The sequence below is a fragment of the Stieleria marina genome (assembly GCA_007741555.1).
GTDB lineage: Bacteria > Planctomycetota > Planctomycetia > Pirellulales > Pirellulaceae > K23-9.
Window position 1 is genome coordinate 2,894,366 of the sequence record CP036526.1, and the last position, 12,295, is coordinate 2,906,660.

The 12,295-nt window shown below is 55.1% G+C and carries 9 protein-coding genes; 8 read left to right on the forward strand and 1 reads right to left on the reverse strand.

Features of this window, described 5'->3' with window-relative positions; translation table 11 throughout:
- Positions 1-699: 699 nt before the first annotated feature.
- The 7 genes from K239x_RS10065 to K239x_RS10095 all read left to right on the forward strand — a co-directional run bounded on the left by K239x_RS10065 (position 700) and on the right by K239x_RS10095 (position 9,106).
- Positions 700-1,050: a cation transporter gene (locus K239x_RS10065; RefSeq protein WP_145417685.1), complete on the forward strand. Its 351-nt coding sequence runs from the start codon at positions 700-702 to the stop codon at positions 1,048-1,050.
- Positions 1,051-1,154: 104 nt separating this feature from the next.
- Positions 1,155-2,309 (forward strand): ABC transporter permease, encoded by a 1,155-nt coding sequence (locus K239x_RS10070; RefSeq protein ID WP_145417686.1) that lies wholly within the window; start codon positions 1,155-1,157, stop codon positions 2,307-2,309.
- Between the two features lie 58 nt (positions 2,310-2,367).
- The gene (locus tag K239x_RS10075) at positions 2,368-2,889 is read left to right on the forward strand and encodes a hypothetical protein (RefSeq protein WP_473163577.1); all 522 of its coding nucleotides are present in this window, start codon (positions 2,368-2,370) and stop codon (positions 2,887-2,889) included.
- Between the two features lie 19 nt (positions 2,890-2,908).
- Positions 2,909-4,468, forward strand: coding sequence for an efflux RND transporter periplasmic adaptor subunit (locus K239x_RS10080; RefSeq protein WP_145417687.1), 1,560 nt, complete (start codon positions 2,909-2,911; stop codon positions 4,466-4,468).
- 52 nt (positions 4,469-4,520) lie between these two features.
- Positions 4,521-5,243, forward strand: coding sequence for an ABC transporter ATP-binding protein (locus K239x_RS10085; protein WP_145417688.1), 723 nt, complete (start codon positions 4,521-4,523; stop codon positions 5,241-5,243).
- A gap of 62 nt (positions 5,244-5,305) precedes the next feature.
- Complete coding sequence (locus tag K239x_RS10090; RefSeq protein ID WP_145417689.1) at positions 5,306-6,439, forward strand: ABC transporter permease; 1,134 nt, start codon at positions 5,306-5,308, stop codon at positions 6,437-6,439.
- Between the two features lie 285 nt (positions 6,440-6,724).
- Entirely contained in the window at positions 6,725-9,106 is a 2,382-nt protein-coding gene (locus tag K239x_RS10095) for a heavy metal translocating P-type ATPase (protein ID WP_145417690.1), read from the forward strand.
- Between the two features lie 837 nt (positions 9,107-9,943).
- On the opposite strand, the gene K239x_RS10105 is transcribed toward K239x_RS10095, so the two are convergent.
- Complete coding sequence (locus K239x_RS10105) at positions 9,944-10,180, reverse strand: hypothetical protein (protein WP_145417691.1); 237 nt, start codon at positions 10,178-10,180, stop codon at positions 9,944-9,946.
- Positions 10,181-10,675: 495 nt separating this feature from the next.
- On the opposite strand from K239x_RS10105, the gene K239x_RS10110 reads away from it, so the two are divergent.
- Positions 10,676-12,235: an efflux RND transporter periplasmic adaptor subunit gene (locus K239x_RS10110; protein WP_145417692.1), complete on the forward strand. Its 1,560-nt coding sequence runs from the start codon at positions 10,676-10,678 to the stop codon at positions 12,233-12,235.
- Positions 12,236-12,295 lie beyond the last annotated feature (60 nt).

The window sequence follows — 12,295 nt, forward strand, 5'->3', positions numbered from 1 at the left end:
CGTCAGTTTGTTGGCGTGCCCGTTGCGTTGTTATTCCTGCCAAGCAGGTGCGGCGTCCGGCGGAGATTGTGCGGCGACTGTTTGCCCTTGTTGTCACGACTCCGGGAATTCGGACGAAACCGAAAAGCCTGCGGACGCTCCGAGCGACGAATGTTCTTGTCCCAGTTGCATTTGCGAAGGGGCAACCGTCCAGGCTGCCCCTGAGTTGCCTGAGCCAGTTTCGCACTTCGTCAGCTTCGTCGACCGGTCGGATTCGAACAGCGCAGATGTTCGTGAACTTTCGTCCCGACGTTTGCATGTTTTGGAGCCGCCATCTCTTTGTTCTCTCTACGGTCGCGATGCGCTGGTTGCGTACCAGTCTTGGTTGATTTAGACGACCTGATCTGCGGTTCGCTATACCGCAACTTTTAGTTCCGCGTTGAATTCGTTTCCGCCGGAATCATCTGTGTTTGCCCTTTCGTGCAACCGGTTTCTGCGTTGCGCGATTGGCGTCACCTACCACACGATTGCTCCTTCCCCAGGAAGATCGTATTCCCGAATTTGGTTCGCATTCGAGCGCGGGATGCATTGACGTTCGTTGAATATCGTCGGGCGTGAAGTTGTTTTTTTACTGTTGGAAGAGTCGTTTGAAGCACGTTCGGCGTTCGCTCGTCTTCACGGCTCAGGGCTACTTTGCCTTTTACAAAATGGAGTGTTGGAATGTTGTTATTGAATCGTCGAACAGCGTCGTCAATCGTTGTTGCTTTGCTGGCCGTTGCTGTTTGGTTTCCTTCGGTGGCGTCGGCGGCGGGAACTGAGAAGACAAACACCTTGATGACGGTGGGCGAAATGTGTGGTGGTTGTGTGAAAAAGATTAATGCACGTTTCGATGGCGTGACGGGCATTGCCAAAGTGCAATGCAGCATCGAGAAGAAATCCGTCACGCTGATCCCTACCAAGGGCGTTCGGTTGAGTCCCAGAGGGGGCTGGGAAATCATGGAGAGCATCGGCAAAACGCCTAAAAAAATGGTGACCCCCGTTGGGACGTTTACTTCCAAACCAAAGACATAGTTTGAGAAAGTTGGGGACGGGAGAGTGCGCGCAGGTGCCTCGCTCTGCCAGTTCCGCCTAGGAGTTTCTTCCGTTTCAATCGCAAACTGCAGACGTCCAACTTCATGCTTCTTCCTTGGGAATACGGTGTTCGCAATCTGGCCCGACGGCCGGTACGGACGGCATTGACGCTCGTGGCATTGGCCACGGTCGTCATGTTGGTATTCGTCGTCGTTGGATTTATCCGCGGACTAGAGCAGTCGCTGTCGGTCAGCGGCGACGACGATGTCGTGCTGGTCTACTCGGTCAACTCGGAAGAGAACATCGAAAATTCCTCGATTGCAGCTCGTACGCCAGCACTGCTGACAGCCAGTTTGGATGGCACGGTCAAGCGTTTTGGCATCACCTGTGTCTCGCCCGAACTGTATTTGGGGACGCGAGTAACAACGGAGCAAGATGATGGTGGTCTCGGTTTGGTGCGTGGCGTCACCACCACTGCACCGCTGGTTCGCCGGTCCGTCAAGCTGATTGAAGGGGAGTGGCCCAGAGAGGGCGAAGTGATGGTTGGACGATTGGCAGCCGCCAAGATGGGCAGTAAAGATGAGGCAGTTGCAATCGGCAAGAGCATCGCATTTGAAGGACGAGATTGGCAAATCAGCGGACGCTTTGCCGCTGGCGGCGCCGCGTATGAATCTGAAGTCTGGTGCCGACTGGGTGATTTTCAGACGGCAACCAAACGACAGGATTTGAGTCTGGCGGCGATGTTGTTGTCGCCGGGAAAGTCGCCGGCCGAAGTGTCGTTGTTTTGCAAAGAACGCACGGACTTGGAGCTAAGAGCGATTCGCGAAACCGACTACTACGCATCGCTTCAGCAGCACTACAAGCCCGTGCGATTGTTGGCATGGTTCGTCGTCATTCTTGTGTCCGGCGCAGGCATCTTTGCTGGGTTAAACATGATGTATGGCGCGGTGGCGGGACGTATTCGCGAGATCGCCACGTTGCAGGCGATCGGTTATCGCCGCCGAGCGATCCTCCTCAGTTTGGTTCAAGAAGGCGTTCTGTTGGCCGCAGCCGGATCGTTACTGTCAGGTGTGATTGCGTTAACCATGCTCAACGGTATGGCGGTACGTTTCACGATGGGAGCGTTCGTGTTGCGGATAGATAGCGTTGCGATTTTGATCGGTTGCGGCGTTGGATTGTTACTAGGTGTCTTGGGCGCGCTGCCACCGGCGCTGAAAGCTCTCCGTGGATCGGTGGCGATCAGTTTAAAGGCAGTCTGAATAATGAAGACTGCTGGTTTTTGATTGAAGATTTAACACTCTATGGGATTGAAGAACGATGATGAAAATTTTGAGATGGATTGCGGTTTCGTTTGCTTGCTTAACCCTGAGTTTCGTTGGGTGTGGGAAATCACAGACGGCGCAGGATGCCGATTCGACGAACGTTGATTCGCAGTACGTGGTGCAAACCGAACCCGATGGTGCGGTCGCCGTCGGTGAAGCAAGGAAGTCGGTCGAAGACGAACAGACGATCACGTTGGTTGGCACAATTGGTGGGTCATCGGATCCTTTTGTTGAGGGTATCGGCGCGTTTACGATCGTCGATCCGAAAGTGCCTTACTGTTCGCCGGACGAAGGTTGTCCTACTCCCTGGGACTACTGCTGCACTCAGGACCAAGTCAAAGACAACATCGCGACCGTGAAAGTCGTCGATGACGGGGGCAACCCGGTCACTCAAGGCGCGCGCGGATTGTTGGGTGTGAAAGAACTTTCGACGGTGGTTGTCGAAGGAAAAGCCAAGCGTGATGAGCAAGGCAACCTCACCATCGCCGCAAGCAAAGTGTTTGTCAGAAAACCATGAACGTGTTTGTTAGAAAACCATGAACGAATCAAAACTCGATCTCAGCCAGCTTGCTCTGGACCGTTCGCCCACCGGTGAATCATCTTCCAAGATGCCGCGACCAAAGCGGTGGTTGTCTCGGTACGTTTTGCCAATGGGGATCTTGCTGGGGTTCATTGCCCTGCTAGGTGCAGCGGCCGGGCGGCAAATGCTGCCTTCGCAATCCGTCACGGTCACGCCGGTGATCGTCAAACGCTCTGCGGTTCAACAAGCCGGGACGACGCTCTTTCAATCGCCCGGCTGGATTGAACCTCGGCCGACGGCAATTGAGATTGCGTCGCTTGCGCCGGGGGTAATCGAGGAACTCTTGGTCGTCGAGGGGCAATCGGTTGAGGATAATGAGCCGATTGCAAGATTGATTACGATCGACGCTGAGTTGGATCTCGAGCAAGCCAAGAACTCGCTCGCGATCCGAGAAGGCGAACTCAATCGTACGAAAGCAGAACGTGATGCGGCTCAGATTCGTCTGGACAATCCCGTCCATTTGCAGGTCCAACTGGCTGATGCACAGAGTTCACTCGCAAAAGCACAAACGGAACTTGCCAAGTTGCCGTTCTTGATCCAAGCGTCCGAGGCGAATGCCAAGTTCGCCCGCGGAAGTTTGGAGAGGCGACGTGCTGCAAAAGGCGCCATTGCAGGACGCATTTTGCAGGAATCCGAAAACAATCACGCTGCCGCGGACGCCACGCTTCAGGAACTGTTGCAGCGTGGTCCGAATCTGCGGAAAGAGGTTGATGCCTTGCAGGACAAAGTAGCCGCGCTCGATAAACAATTGGAGCTATTGGTCGAAGAGACTCGTCAGTTGAACGAAGCCGAAGCCAAGGTAATCTCCGCAGCTGCGCTCCGCGACGATGCGAAATTGCGAGTCCGTCAGGCGGCGTTGACCCTGGAGCGAAATACGATCCGGGCTCCGATGAAGGGGCGTATTCTCCGGCTCGTCGCTTCACCGGGGACGCGAGTCATGGGACCTGGCACCACGCCGGGACAAAGCTCCAGCACGGTGGTCGAGATGTATGACCCCGCGCGGTTGCAGGTGCGAGCCGATGTCAGGTTGGAAGACGTGCCGATGGTGATTAGCGGTCAACCAGTCGAGATCGAAACAGCATCATCGGCAGGAGTAATCCACGGGCGAGTGCTGCAAGCAACGAGTTCGGCGAATATTCAAAAGAATACACTCGAAGTCAAAATCGAATTGATCGACCCGCCGTCGACCGTCAGTCCCGAAATGTTGGTGACAGCCACGTTTCTTGCGCCGATGGTGGCAGACAGTGTCGCCGAATCCACGGAGACCGAGCGGATGTTTATTCCAAAATCACTGGTGCAGTCCGACGGCGAAGGCGACTTCGTCTGGATCGTTGATGCTGATGAACTTGCTCAGCGGCGATCGGTCACGCCAGCGAAAGTCGGCGCCGACGGTTTGGTGCATATTGAATCCGGCCTACGAGCGACGGACAAATTGATTGTCGGCGGAGTGGATGGACTATCGAGTGGCAGCAGGGTGAAGGTGACGGGGGACGACCAAACGTTGGGGTTGAAGTAGTTGCGGGACTCGAAGTAGCGGACGGTCGATCGTAAATAATTGGAAATCAAGCATGGCATTAGTAGAACTTCGTGGCGTCAGTAAAAGCTTTCGCAAAGGTGATGAAACAATCACGCCGTTGGACAACATCGATTTGGTAATCGAAGCGGGAGAGTTCGTTTCGCTGATGGGGCCCAGTGGTACGGGCAAAAGCACGCTCTTGAATTTAGTCAGCGGAATTGACCAGCCGGACTCCGGAACAATCTCGGTGGCTGGGACGGTCGTGACGGGATTGTCTCGTAGTAAGCTGGCCGATTGGCGAGCCGCGAACCTGGGCTACATTTTTCAGACGCACAACTTGATTCCGGTACTTACCGCCTACGAGAACGTCGAACTGCCAACGTTGTTGCTAAAGTTGACGTCGTCGCAGCGGCGACAGCGAGTCGAACTGGCTTTGGAAGCGGTGGGCCTGAACGATCGCGCCGATCACTATCCACGCCAGCTTTCGGGCGGTCAGGAGCAACGTGTCGGAATTGCCAGAGCGATCGTTGCGCATCCCAAAGTCGTTGTTGCGGATGAACCCACGGGCAGCCTTGATACCGAAACCAGCGAACAGGTGCAGGATCTGTTGCAGCGACTCAACCGAGAATTGGACATCACGATGCTGATGGTCACGCACGATAGTGACGCCGCCTGCATCGCCTCGCGTCAGCTGATTTTGGATCGCGGTAAGTTTCTGGAGAAAGGTGTTGGGGGTGCCGGAATGGTGGTCGACAGCGTCGGAGATAAACGATGATGAAAAAACATGGCTAGTGTTTGCGTCCTAGTTGTCAACTAACCTTCAGGCTCCAATGGCAAATGTTCAAATACGTCTTAAAAACTTTGTGGCGTCACCGCACGCGAACGCTACTCACTGTGACCGGTGCGGCGGTGGCGATGTTTGTGTTCTGCTTCGTTGGATCAGTGCAAGAAGGTTTGCACCGCTTGACCACCGGAGCCGATGCGGACCGCAGCCTGATTGTCTTTCAAGAAAGTCGGTTTTGTCCGACCAGCAGTCGATTGCCGGAAGACTATGCTCGCAAGATTCGCGAAGTGCGCGGTGTTCGCGAAGTGATGCCGATTCAGGTGTGGACCAATAATTGCCGAGCCAGTCTTGATATTGTTGTTTTCAACGGCGCCGATCCTAAACAAATTCAAAAGACTCGGCCGATCACACTTACGAGCGGTGACTGGCAGCAGTTCATGTCGCAACGAGATTCGGCGATTGTTGGCCGCAATGTCGCACAGCGGCGCGGGCTGAAAACAGGCGATCAATTCTCGATCGGCGAAATTTCGGTGAAGGTCGCGGGCGTGTTTTCCTCGACGGTTCCATCCGAAGAGAACCTGATTTATACGAGCCTAGTGTTCCTGCAATACACACGCGGACTTGATGCCGCCGGATTAGTTACGCAGCATGAAGTTCTGTTGACCGAAGATGCCGACGCCGATCGAGTTGCAGCGGAGATTGACGCGAGTTTGCGTGCAGGTTCGATTGCCACGAAGACGCGGCCTAAGGGAGCGTTTCAAGCGAGCACGCTTTCGGACTTGGTTGACTTGATCGGTTTCGCGCATTGGCTCGGGTATGCCTGCGTGGGACTCGTTTTGTCGTTGGTCGCGACCACGACCGTAATGAGCGTGCAAGATCGGATCAGAGAATATGCCGTGTTGCAAACCATCGGCGTGCGGCCGTTGCGTGCCATGCGACTGGTCTTAGCCGAAAGCACAATCTTGTGTTTAACCGGAGGAGTCGCAGGCACACTGTTAGCAACAGGAGCCCTCGCGGTGGGCGGATTTGCGATCGGTGCTGAAGGAGCCACGATTGCCTTTCGGCCGTCCTATACATTGCTGGTAAGCGGTACGGGGGTGTCATTGCTGGTCGGCATCGTCGCAGGAATTACTCCCGCTATTCAAGCCGCCACCGTGCCGATCGTTAATGCGTTGCGGCAAGCATAGTGTGTCTTTCTGGCGGTTACTTGATCGTTGAAAAAATGGGCGCGAACGGAGCTCCTGAGATTCCCGCCACGTTTTACGTTTTGGCTACCTCTTCGGTGCTTACTTCATCCTGACCGAAACAGTCGAAAAGTCTCGCGCCGGGCTGAGTGCCTTAGCCAGACGGGGCCACCGAAGCGTTGTTGATGCGTTCATTCTGCGGCTTCGTCGGAGAGTGGATGGCACACAAGTTGCGTACTTCAGTGGGGTATAGTGAAGGCTGCCCAATAGTCAGGATGAGGTTTCAGGATGTCGAAGACGAAACGGTCCGCGGTTGACCCGGTTTGCGGAATGACTGTGAATCCCGATGACGCTCTTGCAAGCGAATTTGAGGGGGGGGCGTATTTCTTCTGTTGCCGAAGTTGTCAAACCAAATTCGATGCCGATCCAGCCGGGACCTTGGCGGCTCGCACGCGTAAAGATCAAGCGAAAGACGAAGCGGGGCAAGGCGATTGTTGCCATGGTCGCGGAAGTTCTTCAACCAAGGTGATTGCAAATCAGTCGGATTCGTCGGCGATCTATACCTGTCCGATGCATCTGGAGATTGAACAGGTTGGGCCCGGTGATTGTCCGATCTGTGGGATGGATTTGGAACCGAAGGTCGTCGATTTGACATCCGATGATGACGATGGACAGTACGTCAGGGTGAAGCGGCGATTCTGGATCGGCCTTGCATTGTCAGTGCCGTTGTTGGTGATTGCGATGGGGCCGATGGTTGGGCTGAACATCGGACGCTGGGTGTCGCAAACCGCGTTTGGATGGTTGCAGCTTGCGCTCGCCACGCCGGTGGTGTTCTGGTGTGGCTGGCCATTGTTGTTGCGTGGGGCAAAATCGTTTCGCGGGATGAACTTGAACATGTTCTCGTTGATCGCCGTGGGCTCCTTGGCCGCTTACTTTTTTAGTCTGGTGGTCGTGCTTTTGCCGGGGGTGATACCCGAAGCGTTCTATGAGAACGGGGTACCTCCGCTGTACTTTGAAGCCTCGGCTGTGATCATCACCCTGGTTTTACTCGGCCAGGTGCTGGAGTTAAGGGCGCGTCAGCAAACCGGCGGCGCGATCCGTGAACTGATGCGTCTGGCTCCGGAAACGGCTCATCGGATTGTTGGCGACGACGAAGAGGAAGTCTCGTTGAACGCGGTCCAGCAGGGCGATCAGTTGCGAGTTCGTCCGGGCGAGAAGGTTCCCGTCGATGGCCGCATTCTAAGCGGCAGTAGCAGCGTCGATGAGTCAATGCTGACAGGCGAGCCGATGCCGGTGACGAAATCCGAAGGCGATGATGTCACGGGGGGAACGCTCAATCAGACAGGGGCACTTGTGATGGAAGCGGTCGGCGTCGGCGGCGATACGGTGCTCAGCCGAATCGTGCAGATGGTGGCTGCTGCACAGCGAAGTCGCGCTCCGATCCAAAAACTGGTTGATGTGGTCGCACGCTATTTCGTGCCGATCGTGATTGTGTGTTCCATTTTTGCATTCATCGGCTGGGCGGTGTTTGGGCCAGAACCGCAGCTCGCTCATGCATTCGTGGCGGCCGTGGCGGTATTGATTATCGCCTGCCCGTGTGCGTTGGGGCTGGCAACACCAATGTCCGTCATGGTCGGTGTTGGTCGTGGTGCGAAAGAAGGCGTGTTGATCAAGAACGCGGAAGTCTTGGAGGTGATGGAGCAGGTTGACACGATTGTCGTTGACAAGACTGGCACCTTGACCGAAGGCCGTCCGGAAGTGACCGCTGTGGAGACATTCGACGAATTTGCAGAAAGCGATGTGTTGCAATGGGCAGCCGCTGTCGAAACACATAGCGAGCATCCGCTGGCACAAGCGGTGGTGCGACGCGGGAAAGAAGCAGGGGGGCGGGAAGTCGAAGCCCGCGAGTTCGACAGTATCACCGGTGGCGGCGTACGCGGTAGCGTGGATGGGCGAACCGTTTTGATCGGCAAAGCGGACTTGCTAGTGGAACAGGGCGTGACTGGCGTTGATGCTGGGCGTGCAAAAGCGGGCGAACATCAGTCCAGCGGAGCGACGGTCATCTTCATCGCCATCGACGAACGATTGGCTGCAATCATGGCCATTACCGATCCGATCAAACAAAGCACGCCGGCAGCACTTGCAACGCTTCACGAACTTGGTTTGAAAGTAGTGATGTTGACCGGTGACGCAGAGCCGACGGCAAAAGCGGTTGCAGTCAAGCTTGGGATCGACGAATTTCATGCAGGGGTTTCGCCAGAGGAAAAGCACGAATTCATTCGTAAGCTGAAGTCAGACGGAAAAATCGTTGCGATGTCGGGCGATGGAATTAACGACGCGCCGGCACTTGCCGAAGCAAATGTGGGGATCGCAATGGGCACTGGGACGGGTGTCGCGATCGAATCGGCAGGCGTGACATTGGTGGGCGGTGACTTGCGAGGCGTAGCGGCCGCGAGCAACCTGAGTCGCAAGACGATGAGCAACATCCGGCAAAACTTATTCTTTGCGTTCGTCTACAACGCGCTGGGAATTCCCGTGGCGGCCGGCGTGCTCTATCCGATCTTTGGACTGATGCTAAGTCCGATGATTGCTGCGGCCGCCATGAGCTTGTCCAGTGTGTCGGTGATCGCCAACGCTCTGAGGCTGCGAAATGTTCAACTCCATCGTTAGCGTGCTATGAAGAAAATGGTGCAAAGAATTGACGAAGAGCGGACTTTTGCATTGGGGTGATGCCGCGGAATCGTTCTTCTGTGAATGCTTCGGCAACTGCACTCTCCCGGGGAGGAGGACGGTGAATATTGCTCGCGGCCTAGTTCCAGTTTGACTTTTGCCGAGCATGATTTTTCCGGCTCCAGGCACATGGCTGAGTCCGGTCAATGTTGGCTGCAAAGCAAATGGCGTTTGATATTTGCTGAACCGCACGTGTCTGCGATGCCGACCAAGCCTTCTGCTGGTCAGCTTTTCTGGAGAAGACACATTGCGCACGTGCAAAGCCAGGTCGTTGTTTCAACGCCAGCATTTCGAGTTGCTGGTTCTATTCGGCACAGTCGCAGGCTGTCAATCGACTGGCGATCGCGTTGCTTGTGACGCCAGTGGTGTCATGAACGTCGTGGCGTCGGCGAACGAATTGGCAAACGCATCGTCCGGCATAGAGCAAGTTCAGTTTGTAAGAATCCAGGCTTGCTGGAGCTCTGGCACGATTCCAGGTCGCACGGCAACAGTACGAACGAATTGATGACAGTGTCCTGGAAAGTGCGCGTGAAACAGACAAACTAGCGAAGCAAGCTTTCAATGCAGGCGAAACGGACTACCTGCAGTTGCTTACAACTCAGCGCACCCTGTTTAATACGCAGCTAAGTGCATTAGGCAGTGCGGCGCAAGCGAAACGAGCGATTGCGGAAATTGAGCGCATGTTGGTGACCATCGCAGATTTGACAACGCAGCAAACTGTCAAGGTTTCCGCTTTACCAATGTCCATAAAGAGTCGATAATACAGAATAGCCCGAATCAGGAATCCGTTGCGTGACTACCGCGTGTAAACTTCTTACCGTCGCCGCGATGCTGCTGCACTCCGTTTTTGGATGCAGTCTGGATCATGCTTGCGCCTGTCAGACTCATCTGCATGGCGAGAAGCACGATGTCGCGCAGCCTGTGAGCACTGGTTCCTGTGGTCACGAACACGCTGAAGTGCGTGATGACCAAGACGTCGATGGCAACGCCGATCACAAAAAAGTCTGCCATCATGATCATCAGCATGACAATGGCCAAAGCTCCGCAGCTACGCTGGGCTCCATAGGTGCGCTGTACTCCGCGGGTTCACTGGGCTCTGTGGGCACGCTGGCAAATGCCACCTGCGATTGTTGCGAAAATACGCCATGTGATCATGGTGGTTCGGCTTGCTGCTCCGACGTTCAGTGCAGCTTCATTCCCGCCAGCAATGTTGAGTTCTGCCTTGATGGCGGACTCGTTCAATTTGTTATTGTCCAGACTGATTTGTCTTTGCTGGCGTCGCTTCGTGCCCGCAACCTTGCCGACATCGGTGGCGGGAGCTCGGGCTCTGACGACTCTCTCTCGCGGTGCGCGCTGCACTGTTCTTGGCAGATTTAAAGTAGCGACTACATCGCTGTTTTATCTCGTTCTGAATTGCCGACGATCGTGAATGCGGAAACGCATGGGTCGTTGATACATGTTAGCGTTTGTCCGAAACGCTAATGTGTCGCCTTGCTGGAGACTGTCACGATGCCTGCGTCAAAAAATTGGCTTGCGCGATTGCGTACCGCCCTCGTTACGATCATCGCCATTTTGCTGGCGGTTGTCGTCGGTGCCTTTGCACTGACTGACCTACCGGTTCGGCTGGGAATCATTGATGCACAACGTGCGGCAAACGCGGATGATCATTCAGGGCATGATCATGATGCGCACGAGGGGCATGACCACGCGGCAGACGATCACGCCGCAGATGACCATTCGGGCCACGATCATGCAAACCCCGTTCATTCAGGTCACTCTGAATCCGAATCAGTCGAATTGAGCAAGCAGGCACGGTCCAACATGCGACTGCGTACGGCGGCAGTTGCTGTCGGGTCGTACACCCAATACGTCGAAGTGCCCGGTGTGATAACGAATTGGCCTGGTCGAACCCATGTCGCCGTCACGTCGCCACTGACGGGGGTTCTTAATTCGATCTTGATCTCTCGGGGCGAACTGGTGAAAAGCGGAACACCCTTGTTCACACTCCGGCTGACGCATCAAGATTTGGTTAACACGCAGGAAACATTTCTTGCCAAACTTGGTGAGCTGGATGTTGAGGAAGCCGAAATCAATCGGCTCTCTACGATATCGAGCTCGGGTGCCATCGCTGGCAAAGCACTTATCGCCCGGAAGTACGAACGCGACAAATTGATGGCTGGCGTCAGAGCAGCCCGTCAAGCAATGTTGCTGCATGGTTTGACCGAACTGCAGATCAATCGGATCGAGCGTTCGCGGGTGCTGGTCCGCGAAATCACCGTCTACGCTCCCACGCTTCACGAAGATCGTTCGCTGCATCACGAGTCGCTTGATCATGCCAACGATCGACTGTCCGGTTCGACGGGGGAACGCTATGCCTCCATGCTGCAGCCGCCGGTACCTGACGCTCATCCTCACCATATCGAAGCTGATTTTTTGGTGACGGAGCTAAATGCGAGACGTGGCGAATCCGTCAAAGCGGGCGACGAACTTGCCCAGCTATCGGATTTCAGCCAGATTTTGATCGAGGGGCACGCGTTTCAACGCGATGGCAAAACACTTCAACGGGCAGCTGATACAGAAGCCAACGTGCAGGCTGTGATTGATTCGTCGGGCGAAGGTCCCCAGTTGGTTGATGGACTGAAAGTCGTGTATATCGGTGCCGAAGTAGGGCTGACATCGCGAGCGTTGCCATTTTATGTCGCGATTGATAACAAAGTCGAACGCACCGAACAACGCGGTAAGAAACGCTATATCAGTTGGCAATTCAAACCCGGCCAGCGACTGACAGTCAGGCTGCCTGTTTCGCGAATCGATGACGCGATCGTCGTCCCCAAAGACGCGGTGGCCGAAGAAGGATCGGAGCGATACGTATTTGTAGAAAACGGAGACCACTTTGATCGTGTTCCTGTCGCCGTGATTGCTCGAGATTCGGTGACGGTTGCAATCGCCAATGATGGACAAGTTTGGCCGGGCCAGTTTATTGCGGTCAAAGGCGCGCACCAGTTGCAAATGGCGTTGAAGAACAAGTCGGGCGGAGCGATCGATCCACACGCGGGCCATTCGCATTGATCGTTGGACGAATTAAGCGTCACCAACTACACATCGCTCTCATTGGGTTAGGGATAACTT

Coding starts and splice junctions, on each gene's coding strand:
- K239x_RS10105 (WP_145417691.1), bottom strand. CDS start 10,180: ATGATGGCAGACTTTTTTGTGATCGGCGTTGCCATCGACGTCTTGGTC.
- K239x_RS10095 (WP_145417690.1), top strand. CDS start 6,725: ATGTCGAAGACGAAACGGTCCGCGGTTGACCCGGTTTGCGGAATGACT.
- K239x_RS10070 (WP_145417686.1), top strand. CDS start 1,155: ATGCTTCTTCCTTGGGAATACGGTGTTCGCAATCTGGCCCGACGGCCG.
- K239x_RS10080 (WP_145417687.1), top strand. CDS start 2,909: ATGAACGAATCAAAACTCGATCTCAGCCAGCTTGCTCTGGACCGTTCG.
- K239x_RS10065 (WP_145417685.1), top strand. CDS start 700: ATGTTGTTATTGAATCGTCGAACAGCGTCGTCAATCGTTGTTGCTTTG.
- K239x_RS10090 (WP_145417689.1), top strand. CDS start 5,306: ATGTTCAAATACGTCTTAAAAACTTTGTGGCGTCACCGCACGCGAACG.
- K239x_RS10110 (WP_145417692.1), top strand. CDS start 10,676: ATGCCTGCGTCAAAAAATTGGCTTGCGCGATTGCGTACCGCCCTCGTT.
- K239x_RS10085 (WP_145417688.1), top strand. CDS start 4,521: ATGGCATTAGTAGAACTTCGTGGCGTCAGTAAAAGCTTTCGCAAAGGT.
- K239x_RS10075 (WP_473163577.1), top strand. CDS start 2,368: ATGATGAAAATTTTGAGATGGATTGCGGTTTCGTTTGCTTGCTTAACC.